The sequence below is a fragment of the Cytobacillus sp. OWB-43 genome (genome assembly GCF_034651445.1).
GTDB lineage: Bacteria > Bacillota > Bacilli > Bacillales > Cytobacillaceae > Cytobacillus > Cytobacillus kochii.
In genome coordinates, this window is sequence record NZ_JAYEFF010000001.1 from 657,862 (window position 1) to 677,857 (window position 19,996).

At 36.5% G+C, this 19,996-nt stretch carries 20 protein-coding genes; all 20 read left to right on the forward strand.

Annotated elements, in window-relative coordinates; genetic code table 11:
• The first annotated feature begins 134 nt into the window (after nucleotides 1-134).
• The 20 genes from U9M49_RS03330 to U9M49_RS03425 all read left to right on the forward strand — a co-directional run bounded on the left by U9M49_RS03330 (nucleotide 135) and on the right by U9M49_RS03425 (nucleotide 19,993).
• Entirely contained in the window at nucleotides 135-353 is a 219-nt protein-coding gene (locus U9M49_RS03330) for a DUF1659 domain-containing protein (RefSeq protein WP_095373445.1), read from the forward strand.
• Nucleotides 354-379: 26 nt separating this feature from the next.
• Nucleotides 380-598 (forward strand): DUF2922 domain-containing protein, encoded by a 219-nt coding sequence (locus U9M49_RS03335; RefSeq protein WP_095373444.1) that lies wholly within the window; start codon nucleotides 380-382, stop codon nucleotides 596-598.
• Between the two features lie 138 nt (nucleotides 599-736).
• Nucleotides 737-856: a YvrJ family protein gene (locus U9M49_RS03340; RefSeq protein ID WP_263624176.1), complete on the forward strand. Its 120-nt coding sequence runs from the start codon at nucleotides 737-739 to the stop codon at nucleotides 854-856.
• Between the two features lie 171 nt (nucleotides 857-1,027).
• Complete coding sequence (locus U9M49_RS03345) at nucleotides 1,028-1,228, forward strand: cold-shock protein (RefSeq protein ID WP_095373442.1); 201 nt, start codon at nucleotides 1,028-1,030, stop codon at nucleotides 1,226-1,228.
• 625 nt (nucleotides 1,229-1,853) lie between these two features.
• A complete protein-coding gene (locus U9M49_RS03350; RefSeq protein WP_180316972.1) occupies nucleotides 1,854-2,000 on the forward strand; it encodes a hypothetical protein in 147 nt (48 codons plus the stop codon).
• A 158-nt stretch (nucleotides 2,001-2,158) separates the two neighbouring features.
• A complete protein-coding gene (locus U9M49_RS03355) occupies nucleotides 2,159-3,304 on the forward strand; it encodes an exonuclease SbcCD subunit D (RefSeq protein WP_095373441.1) in 1,146 nt (381 codons plus the stop codon).
• Complete coding sequence (locus U9M49_RS03360; RefSeq protein ID WP_322909264.1) at nucleotides 3,301-6,447, forward strand: SMC family ATPase; 3,147 nt, start codon at nucleotides 3,301-3,303, stop codon at nucleotides 6,445-6,447. The genes U9M49_RS03355 and U9M49_RS03360 overlap by 4 nt, the downstream gene beginning before the upstream one ends.
• 475 nt (nucleotides 6,448-6,922) lie before the next feature.
• Nucleotides 6,923-8,284, forward strand: a complete 1,362-nt coding sequence (locus U9M49_RS03365; RefSeq protein ID WP_095373440.1) for an MFS transporter — start codon at nucleotides 6,923-6,925, stop codon at nucleotides 8,282-8,284.
• A 51-nt stretch (nucleotides 8,285-8,335) separates the two neighbouring features.
• Entirely contained in the window at nucleotides 8,336-8,791 is a 456-nt protein-coding gene (locus tag U9M49_RS03370) for a GNAT family N-acetyltransferase (RefSeq protein WP_095373699.1), read from the forward strand.
• A 907-nt stretch (nucleotides 8,792-9,698) separates the two neighbouring features.
• Nucleotides 9,699-10,946, forward strand: a complete 1,248-nt coding sequence (locus U9M49_RS03375; RefSeq protein WP_307314229.1) for an MFS transporter — start codon at nucleotides 9,699-9,701, stop codon at nucleotides 10,944-10,946.
• 115 nt (nucleotides 10,947-11,061) lie between these two features.
• Nucleotides 11,062-11,742: a diphthine--ammonia ligase gene (locus U9M49_RS03380; protein ID WP_307314228.1), complete on the forward strand. Its 681-nt coding sequence runs from the start codon at nucleotides 11,062-11,064 to the stop codon at nucleotides 11,740-11,742.
• Nucleotides 11,739-12,695 (forward strand): 2-dehydropantoate 2-reductase, encoded by a 957-nt coding sequence (locus U9M49_RS03385; RefSeq protein WP_322909265.1) that lies wholly within the window; start codon nucleotides 11,739-11,741, stop codon nucleotides 12,693-12,695. The genes U9M49_RS03380 and U9M49_RS03385 overlap by 4 nt, the downstream gene beginning before the upstream one ends.
• Nucleotides 12,679-13,500: an MBL fold metallo-hydrolase gene (locus U9M49_RS03390; RefSeq protein WP_095373437.1), complete on the forward strand. Its 822-nt coding sequence runs from the start codon at nucleotides 12,679-12,681 to the stop codon at nucleotides 13,498-13,500. The genes U9M49_RS03385 and U9M49_RS03390 overlap by 17 nt, the downstream gene beginning before the upstream one ends.
• A 442-nt stretch (nucleotides 13,501-13,942) precedes the next feature.
• Nucleotides 13,943-15,121, forward strand: coding sequence for an acyl-CoA dehydrogenase family protein (locus U9M49_RS03395; RefSeq protein ID WP_095373436.1), 1,179 nt, complete (start codon nucleotides 13,943-13,945; stop codon nucleotides 15,119-15,121).
• Between the two features lie 26 nt (nucleotides 15,122-15,147).
• The gene (gene fabG / locus U9M49_RS03400; RefSeq protein WP_095373435.1) at nucleotides 15,148-15,909 is read left to right on the forward strand and encodes a 3-oxoacyl-ACP reductase FabG; all 762 of its coding nucleotides are present in this window, start codon (nucleotides 15,148-15,150) and stop codon (nucleotides 15,907-15,909) included.
• A 20-nt stretch (nucleotides 15,910-15,929) separates the two neighbouring features.
• Nucleotides 15,930-16,379, forward strand: coding sequence for a MaoC family dehydratase N-terminal domain-containing protein (locus U9M49_RS03405; RefSeq protein WP_095373434.1), 450 nt, complete (start codon nucleotides 15,930-15,932; stop codon nucleotides 16,377-16,379).
• Nucleotides 16,376-16,780 (forward strand): MaoC/PaaZ C-terminal domain-containing protein, encoded by a 405-nt coding sequence (locus U9M49_RS03410; protein ID WP_307314219.1) that lies wholly within the window; start codon nucleotides 16,376-16,378, stop codon nucleotides 16,778-16,780. The genes U9M49_RS03405 and U9M49_RS03410 overlap by 4 nt, the downstream gene beginning before the upstream one ends.
• Before the next feature lie 15 nt (nucleotides 16,781-16,795).
• A complete protein-coding gene (locus U9M49_RS03415) occupies nucleotides 16,796-18,022 on the forward strand; it encodes an acyl-CoA dehydrogenase (protein WP_095373432.1) in 1,227 nt (408 codons plus the stop codon).
• Entirely contained in the window at nucleotides 18,022-18,795 is a 774-nt protein-coding gene (locus U9M49_RS03420) for an SDR family oxidoreductase (protein ID WP_322909266.1), read from the forward strand. Before U9M49_RS03415 ends, U9M49_RS03420 begins: the two co-directional genes overlap by 1 nt.
• A 19-nt stretch (nucleotides 18,796-18,814) precedes the next feature.
• Nucleotides 18,815-19,993 carry a thiolase family protein gene (locus U9M49_RS03425; RefSeq protein ID WP_224936304.1) on the forward strand — a complete coding sequence of 393 codons (1,179 nt, stop codon included), beginning with the start codon at nucleotides 18,815-18,817 and terminating at the stop codon, nucleotides 19,991-19,993.
• Nucleotides 19,994-19,996: the final 3 nt, after the last annotated feature.

Here is a 19,996-nt window from a genome sequence, read left to right on the forward strand (position 1 = left end):
AATAGGGGTGGAACAACCTCTAAGTTCTAATAAACGAAAGCACCTTGTAAGTAGCTCAATTTTAATTTATCTGATGATAACCTGTCTCTTTTGCATATTAACTTTTATATAAGAAGTGAAAGGGGGGAGAGAATATGGCACAAACAATTTTAGTTGATTCAAAGCTTCGTTTAAGTTTTGAAACAGGTGTAAATGAAAAGGGAGAAGCGGAGTATAAGGTGAAAACTTTTAGCCATGTGATATCAGAAACTACGGCTGATCAATTATATCGATTTGCCGAGGCATATGGATCTTTAGCACAATCACCACTCGTTTCTATCCAAAGAAATGACAACCATGATATTTTACAATAATACTATTTGAAGGGAGAGAGTAAAGAATGACGAAAAAATTAGAGTTAACTTTTGGAACGGCAGATGGAAGTGTTTCGACCATTTCAGTTGATGATCCTAAAGAACCTATTGACATCGCTGAAGTTATTACTGTAATGGAAGAAATGATTGCTTCAGAAGCGGTTCAATCAACAAAAGGAAAGCTTACAAATGTTAAAGGTGCAAGACTTGTAGAAAGAACCGTTACTGATTATGAGATAGTGTAATATAAGGTTATTGTAACCAAGTTGTAATTTTAGGTGAACCTCTATCTTTTGCAAGGAAAGAGGTTCATCTTTTTATTTATCTTCTATATTCTTATTACGCAAATTTAGGAGGGAACGAATGTGAGTGAGCTTGTTAAAATGATCAGTGAAGTCGGCTTTCCTATCATTGTGACATTGTATTTACTTTACCGCATTGAGGCGAAGTTAGATGTGGTTGTTCAATCGATTCAAAGCTTGCCTGAGAAGCTAAAAGATTAAGCGTAATTTGTTGACAGTGATGGGGATAGATGCTAAATTTAACTTAACCGTTACTCATTAGTGGTATATAAAGAAAGCTTTTCCTTTGATTGGATAGGTCTTTGTAAGTACAATGATTAAAGGTGAATTTTTATATGGTTGTTTTTTCAACCATAAGGAGGATTTTTTGTTATGAAAAACGGTAAAGTAAAATGGTTTAACGCAGAAAAAGGTTTTGGATTTATCGAAGGCGAAGACGGAAATGATGTATTCGTACATTATTCTGCAATCCAATCTGAAGGATTCAAATCACTAGATGAAGGTCAAGAAGTTTCTTTCGAAGTTGTTGAAGGTGCTCGTGGACCTCAAGCGGCTAACGTTAATAAAATATAATTCGATGATAAACAGTCTAACATTTGTTAGGCTGTTTTTATATATAAAAATAATAGTTGATCCTTTCACTTAATATGATGCTGAGCCCACTTACGAAACATCTCATCAAGATCATTCATATTAAAAGTAATAGGAAGGTATGATGCTTCAATATCTTTCCAAAACATTTTTAAAGTATTACCTGCTGACTTCGTACTTCCCCACAATCATTAATATGTTTGCAAGGATTTGCCATCATATCATAATTGCTATACATTTGGAATCTTTCATATGTATAGCAATTGGTTAATTGTGACCCACACGGTTCATTTTTTGCACTCGGTAGGAGTAATCATCGAGATGATTATTCAATCACTATGATGAACCAATAATAATCCTCGTTCACTCCATAACAAGCGGTACACCTTTTATATGATAATCTGATTATCCTTCCAATCATTGCATTATTGTCCGTTCTAGCCCATATTTTTCCTTAATATATTGTTATGCTCACTCCTTTACTTGTTTTTATTTTAAAACATATTCGAAAAATGAAATGGAATATATTAATCTTTGCATTAAGAAAATGTTATTAAGATATAGCTTGTAATCATAGTAGATTATTTGTGATAATATGGTGAGAAAATTGGTTACAGAGTTAAATGGTTCGATTATGGGAAAAGGAAGGTTTAGTTCATTATTAACAATAAGACCTTACGAATCGATGCTGTATGATGGATTGCAGACATGGGGTGTAAGTATTACCAATGGGCGCAGCATTCGCTTGCTATGAAAGTACGACTTTATAAAGATATATTAATATTGAAGATAAGATAACACTAGAAGATTTTGTAACAATGTGGAAGAAAAGCAATATGAAGGCAGATTTGCCTCATTTTTATAAAAGGTTAAAGTAGGCAAACAAAGATACATAGAAGAGAGGGAAAATAAGTGAAATTTATTCATACAGCTGATTGGCATTTAGGAAAGCTTGTTCATGGGGTTTATATGACTGAGGATCAATCATATATGCTAAAGCAATTAGTTAAGCTTGTTGAGGAAGAACAACCAGATTGTTTAGTTATAGCAGGTGACCTTTATGACCGATCTGTCCCGCCCGTTGCTGCGGTAGAATTATTAAATGAAGTATTATTTACAATCAATGTAAAATTAGGTGTCCCCATTGTGGCAATTGGTGGAAACCATGATAGTGCAGAACGATTATCATTTGGCAGTTCATGGTATCAACAAAGTGATTTTTACTTAGCTGGAAAGCTGAAAGACACGGTTGACAGTGTCAATATTAAGGGAGTGAATTTCCATCTTGTTCCCTTTGCTGAACCAGGTCTAGTAAAATATGCTTTCAATGATGATCGGATTATCTCACATGAAGAGGCAATGAAAGCGATTATCGAAAAAATAGAAAAGAAGATGAACCATAATGAGCCAAATGTGCTCGTCGGTCATGCATTTGTACTTGGGGGAGAAACGACAGATTCAGAGCGAATATTATCTGTAGGTGGTTCTGGCTGTGTAAGTGCCCGTAACTTCGATTTATTTGATTATACAGCTCTTGGTCATTTACATAGTCCAGATGCGATATCTCATAACAAAATTAAATATGCTGGATCTCTGATGAAGTATTCTTTCTCAGAGGCAAAACAACAAAAATCGGTTTCAATTGTTGAGATGAATGCTAATGGTACTTTTCAATTAGAGAGAAAAAGTTTAATACCGCTCCGAGATATGAGGGAAATTGAGGGCTATTTAGACGAGTTATTAGACGAGCGTTTTTATAGCGAGCAGAAGAAGGATGATTATATAAAAGTAACCCTATTGGATGAAGGTGCGTTGATTGACCCCATCAATAAATTAAGACAAATATACCCTAATATTCTTCATTTAGAACGAAAGCGTACTTTGCAAGATATGAAAAAGAAGACGAAATTAAATGTTTTAACTGATGAGAGAAAAAGTGAACTTGAACTATTTTCGCATTTTTATCAAGAAGTAACCACAGCTGAATTCACTGAGGATAAGCAAAATATTATTGTCGATGTAATAGAAAAAATGAGAAGGGAGGGAGTTGGCCGATGAAACCACTGTTATTAACAATGCAAGCGTTTGGACCATATGCCGGTAAAGAAAAGATTGATTTTACTCAATTAGGTGGTCGTTCAATGTTTGTTATATCCGGAAAAACAGGAGCGGGAAAAACAACTATTTTTGACGGGATAACATTTGCCATTTATGGTAAGGCGAGTGGGGAAGATCGAATGGGTGCAGACTTACGTAGTCAGTTTGCAGAAGAAGAGTTAATAACGGAAGTATCGCTCACATTCACAATTAAAGAGAAACGATTCTATATTGTTCGCTCTCCTCAGCAATTGAAGAAAAAAACAAGAGGGGACGGCTTCACAACCGTTGGTGCGAAGGCCGAATTATATTCGATCTCTAATGATGGTACACAGCAACAATTAGCTGCGAATGTTCGGGATGTAGATGAAAAGATTAAAGAAATCATGCTTATTGATAGCAACCAATTCAGGCAAATACTGATGATTCCCCAAGGAGAGTTCCGTAAATTACTCACTTCAGATAGTAAAGAAAAGGAAGTCATCCTGCAAAAACTATTTCATACAGAGATATATAAAAGAATAGAAGAAAGATTAAAAGATGAAGCAGCTGAACTGCGCAAAAATGTGGAAGTGAAATTCGAGCAAAAGCAGAGAATCGCGCAGCAAATTCATGCTGTTATGAATCAGGAGTTACAGAGAGTACTAGAAGAGGATAAGCTTGAGTCTATCAATCATTATCAGTTTGTAAAACTTTTATCAGAAGAATTAGCACAAATGGAAGAAAAAATAATTGACTGGTCAAAAAAGATAAAAGAGCTTGAAAAGACAAGTTTAGAATTTCAGCAAAAGAAAATAGAAGGGAACCGGATTATTGAACAATTCACATTAAAGGAACGATTAACTGAAAGGTATGAACAGCTAAAAGATACTGAGGAAATAATGGCGAAGAAAGAGAAAGATTTGTCCTCAGCGTACAAAGCAGCTGTCTTATTCGAACAGGAACAAAATTGCCACCTTCTAAAAAAAGAAATTAATCATATTTCCGAGCAAATGCAATCAGTCCAAAGTGAAGAAAATATCCAAAAGGAACGGCTATTACATGCAAATAAAGTATTAGAAAAGGAGTTGCTTCGGGAGAAAGAAAGAGAATTAGTAGAATCAGAATGGTTGTCATTAAAAAATTTACACGATGATATCCACATCTTTGCTGACACAGAGAAAGAGGTTTCATTATTAGATCATGCAATGACTAGTAAAAAGAAAGAGATTGATAAAAGCCAACAAAAACTTAATCATTTACAGCAAGAATTAAAAAAAGTAAAAGAAGAAAAGCAAGAGCTTGAGAAAAATCAAGAACATATGCTTTCAATAGAACAACAACTTCATCAATACAAATATGAAATCAAACAATTACAATCACTTATACACTTAGAGCAAGAATTAGTTTTTGAAAAGCAATCTTATGAAGAAAAGGATAAATATCTACAGAACGCAATTGCTCGCTTGAATGATAGTAAATCACTTCAGCATGAACTCGAGAAGAAGTGGATAGAAGGACAAGCAAGTATTCTAGCAAAGGAGCTTCAACAAGGTGAACCATGTCTTGTTTGTGGTTCAATTCATCATCCGTCAATTGCTAATGGTCATGAAACCATTCCAACTGAGGAGGATTTAAATGCAGCTAAACATCAAGCATTAGTCATTGAAAAGGAAAAAATAGCGGCAGAGCAAGCTTTCTACCTAGTACAATCTAAATTACAACATATAGAAAAATCTATTGCGAAACTATTAACAGAAATACAATCAGAGCATCTACATCATCTAACATTAGATAATGCAAAAGAAGTTTTAGCAGAAGTGGAAGAAAACGAAAGAAAAAAAATACAACAGAAAAATCAACTAGAAAAAGAAAAATCCAGGTTGAAGCAATGTCAAGAAAAAATCATTTTGTTAGAAGAAGAGGAAAGTCAGTATGCAAAAAAAACAGATACGCTTAAGCAGTCTGTTGTTGATCTAAACAATGAATATATTAAGCATCATACCTCGCTGCAAAGGTTGATTAAGACCATTCCAGAAGATTTACGTTCTTTACCGCAATACAAAATGGCTTTGCAAAATAAACAGAACAAATTGCAGACATTAAAAGACCAATTAAAGTTGGCAGAAGAACAGAAAGAAAAAGTGGCCAAACAATTAACCATTTTGAAATCGCGTTATGAAACATTCACCCAACAACATGACCATTTACAAGGACAATTACATCAGGAAAGAACGGACTTTGTTAATCGAATGCAGAAGCAAGGCTTTAAAAGTTATAGTGAATATGCCAATGCGCAAATTTCAGAAGAACTTAGGGAACAAATCGCTCAAGAGATACGTTCGTATCGTGAAGAATTACGTTCTGTTAATGACCGCTTAAATGAGTTGACGAAACAATTAAGAGATATAATGAAACCAGATCTAGAGCAAATTGAATCGAAAATAAATGAACTCGCTAAAAAGATTCAATTTGAAAATGAGCAATACAATCAACTTATGTATAAGAAAAGAGATAATGAAAAGGCATATACACGTTTAGAAAGTCTTCATGAAGAAATTGCTGATTTAGAAGAACGTTATCGCCTCATTGGTCATTTATCCGATATTTCGAAAGGACAAAATACGTATAGATTGACGTTCGAGCGGTTCGTTTTAGCGGCTTTCTTAGATGATATCCTTATTCAAGCCAATTTACGTTTATATAAAATGACGAACGGAAGATATGAATTAACGAGAAAAACAGATCGTTCCAAAGGAAATGTACAAAGTGGATTAGAACTACTTGTATTTGACCAGTATACGGGACAAGAAAGACATGTTAAAACATTATCAGGTGGCGAGAGTTTCAAGGCTTCTCTTGCCCTTGCATTAGGTCTTGCTGATGTGGTTCAATCACATGCAGGTGGCGTTTCGATGGAAACCATGTTTATAGATGAAGGTTTCGGTACACTTGATCCTGAATCATTAGAACAAGCCGTTGAATCACTCATCGAAATACAGAGTAGCGGTAGATTAGTGGGCATTATTTCTCACGTCCCCGAGTTAAAAGAAAGAATAGATGCACGCCTAGAGGTAGAGTCGTCTAAAGGGGGCAGTACAACTAAGTTTATTTTTACAACCTAAGTAATTTTGGACTCTCTTCATTGATAAGGGGGTCCTTTTTACGTAACCAAAAGGTTTGTTATGAAGACGACATCACTTAGTCTCGAATGATTTTTTTTCGAGCGATTATTCACTATTATTAGGAGTTTTCGGGCGAATAGAAGTGTTTGTCTATAGTCAATTTTTCATAAAAAGAAAATACTTGTGCGAAAGCAACAGATAAGAGTATGGTAAAAAAGGTAAGTACTTCACTTAGAAGCACAAAAGGTGAAAAAGGCGAGCGTATGATGTTTGAACTTTACTCTGAACGAAAGATAGAAATGAAAGCCGTGCACACAAACAAGGCTAGCCTGAGTTAATTAGGTTCAAAAACTCCTAACAAGACCCCAGCAAAAATTGTTTATGTTTTCTTTCGAAAAGCGGAATAATAGGAATCAAAGTTTAATTATTGTATAATTATTAATAATCAGAAAATAATTAAAGGGGGTGAAAAGACATGGCCGTTGCATCCTTCACTCGAACGAGCGCTCATAAGCAAGAGAACCCACAATATAAAAAGTTAATTTTAGCACTCTGTTTTTGTAGCTGGTTTGTCGTTATGAACACAACAATGTTTAATATAGCCTTGCCCAATATAATAACAAACTTGCATATTACCCCGATTATCGGTTCGTGGATGGTTTCTGGATACTCCATCGCTTTTGCCATTTTTACACTCACATTTAGTCGATTATCCGATTATATTTCTATAAAAAAATTGCTCCTTATTGGACTTAGTATATTTATAAGCTCTTCGTTGGTTGGATTTTTTGCTGAAAATTTTATTATCCTTTTATGTTCACGAATCTTACAAGCGGTGGGTGCTGGGGCTGTTCCAGGATTATCTATGATCATTGCTAGTAGATATGTGCCGATATCAGAAAGAGCAAAATCAATTGCCATGATTGGTTCAGGTGCAGCATTAGGTTTTGGGTTAGGTCCAGTAGTAGGTGGGGTAGCAACACAATTTTTTGGCTGGAATTACTTATTTCTAATACCGCTAATGGTTCTTGTCTTTTTGCCTATATTAATGCAATTGTCTCCGGAAAATGAAAGAAGGGAAGGTAGCTTTGATATATTTGGTTGCTTTCTTACTAGTTGTACAACTATTGCCGCCCTTTTAACTATCTCGCAAACATCTTATTTATTCGGCGCAGTATTTGTAGGTTTAGCAATCATTACAATGTTCTATTTGATGAAGCAGAATCACCCATTTATATTTCCGCAATTACTATTAAATAAACACTATATCCGATTATTAGTCATTGGTTTATCAGGTTTTATTTTTCATTTTTCAAATTTATTTATGATGCCACTTATTTTAGGGAATTTGCATCATAAAGAGCCGATTACTATGGGTCTATTGATATTTCCAGGTGCCATCATCGCTATGCTTGCTGGACCCTATATTGGTAAGTTGATTGATTTATATGGAAGCAAGCGTTTTATTTCTCTTGGCCAATTAACATTACTGCTCGCCTCATTACTATTTGCTTTTTTACAAGCTTACAATTCGTACTTTATTATGGGTGCTTACATTTTTGCAAGTATCGGTTTTTCTATGCTAAATAGCAGCGTTGCCAATGAAACAGCCTATCTATTATCAGCAGAATTGAACAGTGCAGGTATGGGTCTGTTACAACTACTTCAATTTATTGGTGGAGGAATTGGAGTGACAATATGTGGATTATTAATGAATCTTCAGGGGGAATTGCCATTATATATTCAGTATGAACGCGTCTACTTTATGCTTGCTAGTATTCTCGTACTCGCTTTTAGCTATCAAATCATCTTTCGGAAAGTAGATATTGAAAACTAATCGTTCAAAACAATATAATAATAGAAAAAGAATTCAAGGGGACAATAGATGATGGAATTGAAGATTGATGATTTATCAGGTACAGATATTCAACAATTGATAATGGAACATTTAGAGGATATGAGTAGTCAATCACCTCCTGAAAGTACACATGCATTGAACTTAAATGGTTTAAAACAGCCTTCTGTGACCGTTTGGAGCTGCTGGGAATCTGGTCAACTTGTTGGTTGTGCTGCATTAAAAGAGCTAGACAACCAACATGGTGAGATCAAATCGATGAGAACAGCCAAAAACGCTTTACGAAAAGGGGTAGCAGGAAAACTATTAGATCATTTGCTTCATGAAGCAAAGGAGCGGGGGTACTTGCGTTTAAGTTTAGAAACAGGTTCTATGGAATCTTTTGAACCAGCTAGAAAATTGTACGAAAGTAGAGGGTTTCAATATTGCCAACCATTTGACCACTATAAGGAAGATCCCAATAGTGTGTTTATGACACGAACAATTTAGAATAAGAAAATTATTCTTGTTAGATAAATGGTTGCTAGTAAAGAATCTCTGTAATGAAACAGGTGCAAACCGAATGTGATTTGCACCTGTCTTTCTTCCATTATGGAAATATTTTTTTAAAGGACAAAGGTGAAAATGAAAAATAAAATGTAAATGAAGATTAATAAGCCGATAATTGTAAAGGCAATAGTTGCTATTTTACTACTAGAGTATTTATTAAGAACAAACACCATCACAATATAGAGAATAAAAAAGATTAGAGCTGGTAAGAAAATAAAGAATGTTGAACTCAATTGGAAAACCCTTTCTTTTTGCAATATATGTACATTCTCTACTATCTTAAATGAAAGCTAGTAGGACATGCAATATTTCGTACAGAGCATAACCTTTTTGAGGTATTTTTAAGCGTATGATAAGTATATTCAAGACGGTTACAGAAGGAGATGTGTAAACGTGAAAAAATAGAAAGATGGAACACTGTACTGGGCAACCTCCTTTTCCATTGTTTTCTATCTTCTCTTTACTAACGAATGTGATATTGAATAATTTTCCCCCCTTATAATGAAAATTCCTGTGATCTCTTTTAAGCAGTTCAGTTCCGACCGCTTAATACACTAATTAAAGAGTGTATATTTTAAGAGCGCCAATCCTTTGTCGGTTCACACCCACAACCTCAGGCAATTATTGTTCTGTCCACTTTTGCTACCTAACAGATATGGAATCTTTGAGCAATTCCTTTCCCTCTTTTCATCAATATGTTTTTTACAGTATTATTTAATATGGCAAAAAAGAAGTGTAAAAAATTCAGATAATTATTAACCTGTTTATTTTGTTGAGGATATTTATGGTATCATTTGTAAATAACAAAGGTCCTAAATTCTAGTTTAAAAGGAGATTTGCGCGACAATTGATATCATTACATAATTTGAAAGAATGGAAAAACCCAATCATTTTATTAATCTCACTTTCTAGTGCCCATATTGGTAGTTTTGTATATTTAGCAGCCATTAATGTATTGGTGTACAAAATAACAGATGGTTCAGCAGCGGCTGTCGCCGGTCTTTGGGTGATTTCACCAATAATCAACATGATGACAAAGTTGTGGACAGGTAGTTTTATAGATTATCGTAGTAAAAAGAAAATCGTGATGATTACTTATGTTTTACGTGCTTTATTAATTGTAACCATGTTCTTCGCAACGAATATAACCTACTTGTATCTTATTTTAATTGCTTTAAGTGTGGCCCAATCATTTTTTGTCCCTGCGTCAGTAACCTATTCAACGATGATAGTCCCTGTTGAGAAAAGAAAAAAGTTCAATACATTCCGTTCGGTCACATCATCTAGTGCTTTTATTATTGGGCCAGCGATAGCTGGTGTATTTATCTTGTTGACAACCGTTGAGGTGACTCTTTTATTAACTAGTTTGTTTTTTGTCATCGCTGCCCTTTTTATTTGCTTTCTACCTGATGTGGATAAGAAGAAGATGGAGATCCCTCGATTAACAGTTAACAGAATAAAGGAAGATTTTACCCTTGTTTTTAGCTTCTTAAAAAAAGAGAAATATGTCAGCTTTGTCTACTTAGGTTATTTATATCTGGTAATTATTTCCTATATTATGGATGCGCAAGAGGTCGCTTTTATTCAAACAGTAGTCGGCCTTTCTGAGACTGATTATAGCTTTCTTTTGAGTATTACAGGTATAGGATCGGTTGGTGGCGCTTTAGTATTAACCATGATGGCAAATAGACTATCAATCCGATCAATGATTGCTTGTGGAATGTTCATGATGGCTATTGGATATGTTATCTACTCATTATCCACGTCATTTACGGCTGTGATGAGCAGTTTTATTCTATTAGGTTTTTTTAATAGTTTCTTAAATGCTGGAGCCTTAACTTTTTACCAAAATAATATCCCTGTAGAAATGATGGGCAGAGTGACAAGTATCTTTCAATTGCTGCAAAGTATGTTACAAGTAGGTTATTTAAGTATCATTATACTAATGACTCATCTCATTCCATTAAAAAATATTATCATTACATTGAGTTTGCTCCTATTTGCATTCACTTGCCTTTATGTTGTAGTTATTTTTCGCTATTCTTTTCAACGTTATTTTACAGAAAAAGGTGAGGAGATGTCTGCTGATGAATAACAGCAAATGGCTATGCTTGAATACAACTTTTCTGCAAACAGTTTTATTTGCTACCTAAGAGTGAAAGGAGTATGATGTGTTATAAGAATATTCAGTTTATTATAAGGAGGATTATATGGGAAAAACGGCTTTATCATGGAGTGGGGGGAAGGACGCTTGCTTGGCATTAGACTACTTATTGGCTAATGGAATAAGTGTTGAAGTATTGATTACAACAAAACAACCATCTGAAAAAAGGACATACGGTCATGGAGAAAAAACAAATCTGTTAGTAAAACAAAGTGAATCATTAGGTATACCCATTCATTTTATTGATACAGACATAAATAATTATACAGATAGATTTGTAGAAGAATTAAAGCAACTGAAGTTAAAATATGATTTAGAGGCTATTGCATTTGGGGACATTTATTTTACGCCCCATAAAGATTGGGGAGAGAAGCTTGCTTCAACAGTCGGGTTACAGGCTATTTATCCATTATGGAGAAAAAAAGAAGAAGTAGATGCACTTCTAAAATCGTTTATTCAGCGTGGTTATAGAGCTAAAGTGATAAGAGTCCGTCCGGATTGTTTATCTGATAGTTGGCTAGGCAGAGAGATTGATGATGAATTTTTTCAGAAGATTAAGTTAGAAGAAGTCTGTCCGATGGGAGAAGCAGGAGAATATCATAGCTTTGTTTATGATGGACCGATTTTTTCTAAAGCGGTTTCACTCCTTACTAAGGAAACAGTGTTATGGGAAGGATCTAAGAAGGTTGATTACCATTTAAGTCATGATGGGGAGGTAGAAGTATGAAAATAGGTGTGGCTGGGGCAGGAGCAGTTGGAAGTTTGTTTGGGGCATTACTTGCAAATGCTCATCATGAAGTGACCTTTCTTGCCAGAGGTAAGCATTTAACTAGGTTGCAAGAGAGGGGCATAAAAGTAGTTACTGAGCAATATCCTATCCTTAACTTAAATAATGAGCAAACGATTTTCACTAATGACATACATGCGTTAGCTTCAGTAGACATCCTTCTATTTTGTGTGAAGTCTACTGATACGAAAAAGTTAGCTGATAGCCTAAAGGGTGTTATTAAAGATGAGACAATGATCGTAACGATGCAAAATGGGGTGGATAATGAAGAAATATTGGCACGTAGTCTAACGAATAATAAAATTTTTTCTTGTGCGACTTATGTGCAAGCAAGTATAACTGAACCAGGCTGTGTGAAAGAATCGGGGTCACATCAATTATTAATAGGTGCATTACAAAAAGAAGATAGCAATCAAGCGAGAAAAATGGTTGATTTATTTCAAAGAGCAGGAATAAGTGCAAAATTCACAGAAGAAATTCTTAACCATAAGTGGAAAAAGCTTCTTTGGAATATTACCTTTAATCCGTTGTCGGCTATAACAAAAGCAACAATTGGCGAAATATTAGAGAGTGTGGAATTAAGTGCTTTGGCGAAAAACGTGGCAGCAGAAGCCGTTTCTGTGGCAGCAAGACAAGGTTATCCATTTGATAAAGAAAAAGTGATTCAGTCTATTTTTAAAAAAGCCGCCTATGCCAAAGATCATCAGACATCTATGCTACAAGACCGGTTAAATGGTAAGACAATGGAATACGAATCGATGTGTGGGTATGTTCTTAAACTTGCCCATGAAACAAAAATAGAAGTGCCAACGATTATGTCTTTATATAGTATATTGAAATTTTGGGACGAAAAAGAAAGAAGAAAGGACTACGGATATGTTGAAATCTTATAAACATGAAGGTGTGATTTGCGCCGAAGGGAATTTATTGAAGAATAGTAAAATTTCAAGAAAAATATTTTCTTTTATTATCGACGGTTTGGTGATTGATACTGGGCCGTATTCGATGTCATCTGCCTTCACTCAATTTTATCAATCCTATTTTGTTGATCAGGTCGTTTTAACACATAGCCATGAAGATCATTCTGGCAATGCCTCGTGGTTTGCCAAGCAACAAATTCCTATTTTTTGTCATCGGTTAGGGATAGAGATATGTTCTGAAGAGGCGCCATACCCCTTATATAGGCAAAAAACATGGGGAGCAAGAAAAGCGTTTCCTGCTTATCCATTATCGCAAAAAGTTTCGTCAAGACAGCTTGATTGGGAGGTAATAGAGACACCTGGTCATGCGGATGACCATGTGGCCCTATTTTGCCGCAATAAAGGGATAATGTTTACAGGTGATTTATATGTTCAGCCTCATACAAAGATTGCGATGGATACAGAATCCATTCCGGAAATAATGCAATCAATAAAAAAATTGTTAACTTATGACTTTGAGGCAATGTTTTGTTCTCATTCAGGGTATTTTCCTCATGGTAAAGAACAATTGCAAGCGAAATTGAATTATTTAGAGGATCTCAGTGGTGAAATCATGCAATTGTATCTTGAAGGAAAAAGTGTTTTAGAGATTCAGCAATTACTTTTTCCAAAGCACTATCAAATGATCGCGTTATCAAATGGTGAATGGGATACGCTTCATATTGTTACTTCTATCATTAATGGCAATCAAGAAAAATTCAAAAAATCATCGGTTTAGTCTTGGCAAGAGAAAAAATCTCTGATATTATAATGAATATTAAAAACATACTGACTAGTCAGATAATATTTGATGTTTTTATTACTCCATGACACATTTCCATTCAACTACTAAGAACTTTGCAAAATTACTGCGTGGTTTGGCTGTAGACACTTCTTTGTTTTTAGTTCCGTTACCTCTGCCAAACGTTTTTATCAAAAAATGAAAGCGTTTCCTAACTATTACGTTCAATGAAATTTAACACCATTGTTCTAAGCCGGTTGTAAAGTGAATAGATTCATAATGTCATTTATAGGTGGCTACTCTATGCTTCGCTACAGGCAAGAGTCAAACAAAATGATCATGTTGTTATTAATAATGTGAAAAAACTAACCGGTTAGTATGTAAAGAAGTTCTAACATACTAACTAGTTAGTATAAATAAATAGATAGAGGTGAAAAGAATGGATTTACGGTTAACAGAAGAACAAAAAATGGTACAACAAACCATTAGAAAGTTTGTGGAGAAAGAATTAATTCCGCTAGAAAATGAAGTGTTAAAGAATGAACGAGAAGGAAAGCCAAGCCTTTCTAAAGAAGTGCAGAAGAAACTACAGTTAAAAGCAAAGGAAGCAGGTTTTTGGGGAATTAACACACCTGAGGAATACGGTGGAGCTGATTTGGGACAAATGATGCAAGCCATTGTTTGTATTGAAGTAGCTAAAACGTTTGTGCCATTTAGTTTTGGTGGATCTGCTGACAACATTCTTTATTATGCTAATGAAGAACAAAAACAAAATTATTTAATTCCGACGATAAATGGTGAGAAAAAATCTTGTTTCGCTATGACTGAACCTGGAGCAGGATCTGATACGCAAAATATTCGCATGACAGCAGTGAAAGATGGAGATGAGTGGGTTCTAAATGGTGAGAAAACTTTCATTACTGGTGGTAATGAAGCAGATTTCGTAATGGTCATCGCGATAACGGATAAGGAGCTACATAAGAAAACAAAGGGTAGAGATGGTGTCACTTGTTTTATCGCTGACCGTGAAATGGGCTGGAAATCAGAATTTATCCATACGATGGGTGAATGGGGACCAGCTGGACTTGTATTTGATAATGTACGAGTGCCAGAGAAGAATATACTAGGTGAATTGCATGGTGGTTATAAACTTGGCCTTGAATGGATTGGATTTGCTCGTTGGATAGTAGGAGCAAGAGCAGTTGGAGCAGCAGAGAGACTATTGCAAATGGCATTAGATTATGCAAAAGAACGAGAAACTTTTGGGAAACCAATTGCTGAGAGACAGGCAATTCAATGGCAAATTGCCGATTCAGCCGTTGAAATTGAGGCAGCTAAGTGGCTAGCTTTAAATGCTGCATTTACTTTGGATCAAGGGGAAGATAATCGACACTATGCATCAATGGCAAAACTTTATGGGTCTAATATGGGGAACAGAGTCGTGGACCGCGTATTACAAATTCATGGTGGCATGGGGTATACAAGAGAGCTTCCGATTGAGAGATGGTACCGCGAGGCAAGACTTTGGAGAATATATGATGGCACAGATGAAATCCAACGTATGATTATCTCAAGAAACTTACTGAAGGGACATGTGAAAATCGGACAACAAATATAAAGGAATGATACAGGGGGCATGTGAAAATGACAAGATTCACAGGGAAAACTGCATTTATTACTGGTGGAAGCCGAGGAATTGGTAAAGGCGTCGCTGAGCTTTTCGCACAAGAGGGGGCAAATATTGCTATTATTGATATCAATGAGGAGGCATTAGCAGAAACAGCCGCAGAATTCAAGGAAAAGGGCTATCATATCTTCGTGAAAAAAGCGAATGTTGTGGAAGCAGGCGAAGTAGAAACAGCAATGGAGGAAGTTGTGCAACAGTTTGGTACACTTGATATTTTAGTTAATAACGCTGGTATCATCCGCGATAATTTACTGTTTAAAATGACGGACGATGATTGGCAATTAGTGATGGATGTACATCTGAAGGGTTCGTTTAATGCATCGCGTGCCGCACAAAAATATATGGTCAAGCAAAACTATGGCAGAATCATTAGTATTTCTTCTACTTCTGCTCTCGGTAATAGAGGTCAGGCTAACTATGCAACAGCAAAAGCTGGTTTACAAGGGTTAACAAAAACATTAGCCATTGAACTTGGACGTTATGGTATCACAGCAAATAGTGTTGCACCTGGTTTCATTGAAACAGAGATGACAAAGGCTACAGCAGAAAGAGTAGGGGTACCTTTTGCAGACTTTGTAAATGGAGCGATTGCGGCTATACCGGTTGCGAGAAGCGGAAAACCTGCGGATATCGCAAATGCAGTTGCTTTTTTTGCAGATGAGAAATCATCATTTGTGAACGGTCAAGTAATCTATGTTGCGGGCGGTCCAAAAAATTAAAATAGGAGTTGATACACAGGATGTACACGGATGTGATCGGCAAAGTATCAGATAAGGTGAAGAATACTGTTGAACGAGGGTTAGTCAAACGGTTCGCGCAATCGATTGGCGACCCCCATCCCATTTTTATTGACGAAGAATATGGAAAGAGAAGTAAGTATGGCACAAATATTGCGCCACCTACTTTTCCACGTGTGTTTGAATCGGGCACAATTGAAGAGTTACAGCTTCCTAAAAAAGGTTTGATTCATGGTGAGCAAAGGTTTCATTATGAAAGACCTCTCCTAGTTGGAGAAGATGTTTATGTTTGGACCGAAGTAAAGGATTATTATGAAAAGAAAGGGAGCAATGGTTTAATGGGTTTTCTTTCCGTAGTGAAGTATGGGGAAGATAAGGATGGGAAGCTCATTTTTAAAGAAGAAGCCATTACCATCATTACAGAAGCTGTGAGAAAGGCGATGAGTGTATGAGTAATATCTTGACATTAGAAAAAGGAAAAACATTGTCAGAAACCTTAGCGCCTGTATCGAGAATGGACTTAATAAAGTATTCAGGTGCATCTGGAGATTTTAACCCCATTCATACAGTTGATGAGGAAGCAAAGAAAACGGGACTTCCTGGAATTATCGCTCATGGCATGTGGACAATGGGTAATTTGGCCAAATTATTCACACCATATTATGAAGAAGGGTTTATAAAGGATTATCGCATTCGTTTTTCAGGTATGGTCTTCATTGATGATGTGATTACACTGGTTGCTACAGTGACTGCTGAAGAGGAGCAGGAAATTGCATTTGAGGTGAAAGCAGTCAATCAAGCAGGGAAGGCAGTTTTAAAAGGTGATGTCACGTTTGTTAAAACAAATGGATAAGAGGAGGTGCGGGTAATGAATTTTGAATATTCGGACAAAGTAAAGCGTTTACAAGCAAAAATTAGTGATTTCATGGATCAATATGTTTTTCCAAATGAGAAAACCTATATGGAGCAAATAAGTAAGGAAAATCGATTTAGTACCCATCCAACCATTATGGAGGAACTAAAAGCAAAAGCAAAAGCAGAAGGATTATGGAATTTATTTTTACCGGATAGCGAAGATGGTGCAGGTTTAAGCAATATCGAATACGCTCCATTATGTGAGTTAATGGGGAGGTCATCTATAGGACCTGAAGTATTTAACTGTGCAGCACCAGATACAGGTAATATGGAAGTATTAGTACGCTACGGAACGGATGAACATAAGGAAAAGTGGCTAAAGCCATTACTAAACGGTGAAATACGCTCTTGTTTTTCCATGACTGAACCGAATGTGGCCTCATCTGATGCGACCAATATCGAATCCAGCATTATTCGTGATGGAGATGAGTATGTCATTAATGGAACAAAGTGGTGGTCATCAGGGGCAGGTGATCCTAGATGTAAAATTGCCATTGTCATGGGTAAAAACGATCCAAACGCCGAAAAACATAAACAACAATCGATGATATTAGTCCCACTTGATACACCAGGTGTAAAAATCAAACGCACATTAAATGTGTTTGGTTACGATCATGCTCCTCATGGTCATGCAGAAATTGAATATAACAATGTAAGAGTCCCTGCTAGTAATATGCTACTAGGTGAAGGGAGAGGCTTTGAAATTGCACAAGGCAGATTAGGACCAGGGCGCATTCATCATTGCATGAGAACGATTGGGGCAGCGGAAAGAGCATTATCCATTCTTTGTGAGCGTGTCCAAGAGCGCATTGCCTTTGGCAAAACATTAGCAGAACAAGGTGTTATTCAAGAATGGATTGCTGAAGCTAGAATGAATATAGAACAATCTCGTTTACTTACATTGAAAGCTGCTTATATGATGGACACTGTTGGAAATAAAGCTGCCAAAACAGAGATTGCCATGATTAAGGTAGTCGCACCAAATGTGGCACTTCAAGTTATTGATCACGCCATTCAAGCACTAGGTGCAAAAGGAGTAAGTCAAGATACACCGCTTGCTGCAAGTTGGGCGAATATTCGAACATTACGATTAGCAGACGGTCCAGATGAAGTCCATAAAAGAGCGATTGCAAGACAAGAGTTAAAAAAATATAAAAAAGTAGCACAGGGGGTCCAATAATGCATGTAAAAGAACTGTTCGATCTATCTGGAAAAACAGCTATTGTCACTGGGGGCGGAAGAGGATTAGGTGAACAAATTGCTGAAGGGTTTGCAGAAGCTGGAGCAAACATCGTGTTATGTTCCAGGAAAAAAGAGAATTGTGATGAAGTGGCCGATCGTTTAAAGGAACTTGGTATTGAAGTACTGACTTTTAAATGTGATATTACTAATCCAGAAGAAGTGCAAACAGTCGTCGATGAAACGATTCAGCGTTTTGGAAAGATTGATATTCTTGTCAATAATAGTGGGGCAACATGGGGGGCACCAGTAGAAGAAATGCCTCTAGAAGCCTTTCAAAAAGTAGTCAATGTAAATGTTGTAGGCACATTTCTAATGTCACAAGCTGTTGGTAAAGCAATGCTGGTTGAAAAACAAGGGAAAATCATTAATATAGCTTCTGTTGCTGGACTTAAGGGGTCAAATCCAGAGTTAATGGACGCAATTGGATATAACTCAAGTAAGGGTGGTGTTATTTCTTTTACAAAAGATTTGGCTGTGAAATGGGGACCAAGAGGCATTCATGTCAATGCGATTGCACCTGGGTTTTTCCCAACAAAAATGTCCAAGGTTCTTATTGAAAGAAATAGCGATCGCTTCTTACAGAGGACACCACTTAGGAAATTTGGTTCCGACTCTGATTTAAAAGGAGTGGCTCTATTTTTAGCCAGTGGTGCGTCCGATTTCATTACTGGTGAAACAATTGCGGTAGATGGTGGAACAACGGCGATGTAAAGAGAAAGGGATGGGTGAAATGGGTAATAGAGAAGCAGTAATCGTTTCAGCTGTACGCACAGCGATTGGTAGGCAGGGAGGTGCTCTTGCCTCCGTTCCAGCTCACGTATTTGGTGGCGAAGTAATAAAGGCAGCAGTAGAGCGGGCGCAAGTGAATGTGGGAGAGATTGATGATGTGATTTTTGGTAATGTGCTAAGTGGTGGGGGAAATATTGCTAGATTATCAAGTCTTCAATCAGGTCTTTCTCTTAATCTACCTGGCTTAACAATAGACCGCCAATGCGGATCAGGTATGAATGCTGTTGCACTTGCTGCAGCAATGATTAAAGCCGGTGAGGGAGATGTCTATATTGCAGGTGGAGTAGAAAGTATGTCGAGGGCACCTTACTTGATGGATCGGGCTGATCAACCGTATAGTCCAAGACCCCCTCAATTTAGAAAATCACGACTTTCACCTGATGAAGTTGGAGATCCTCCTATGGGGATAACAGCAGAAAATTTAGTAGAAAAATATGATATTTCTCGTCAAGAGCAAGATGAATATGCCAATCGTAGTCAAGCAAGAATGGCTAAGGCGATGGCAGAAGGCCGTTTTAATGAACAAATTGTTCCGATAAAGATTCCTATTAGAAAAGGTGAGCCGATTACTTTTAATGAGGATGAACACCCAAGACCACAAACGAATATAGAGGGGTTAGCTAAACTTAAACCTGCATTTAAGCAAGCTGGCAGTGTGACAGCCGGTAACAGTTCAGGCTTAAATGATGCGGCCTCGGCGCTTGTTATCATGTCAAGAGAAAAAGCGAATTCACTCGGTTTACGTCCATTAGCCGTCATAAAAGAATCAACTGTCGCTGGTGTTGACCCTAATATTATGGGAATAGGTCCTGTACCTGCTGTTAGAAAACTATTAAAGAAAACTGGAAAAACACTTGAAGATATTGATTTAATTGAATTGAATGAAGCATTCGCCGCACAAGTCATTGCTTGTGACAGGGAGTTATCATTCAATCCTGAAAAGTTGAATGTGAATGGCGGAGCGATTGCTCATGGTCATCCATTAGGCGCAACAGGTGCCATACTTGTTACGAAAGCAGTGTATGAATTGCAACGGTCACTGAGCCAGACGGCTTTAATTACCGCTTGTATTGGTGGAGGTCAAGGGATTGCCCTTCTCATTGAAAGAGAACTAGTCTAAGAA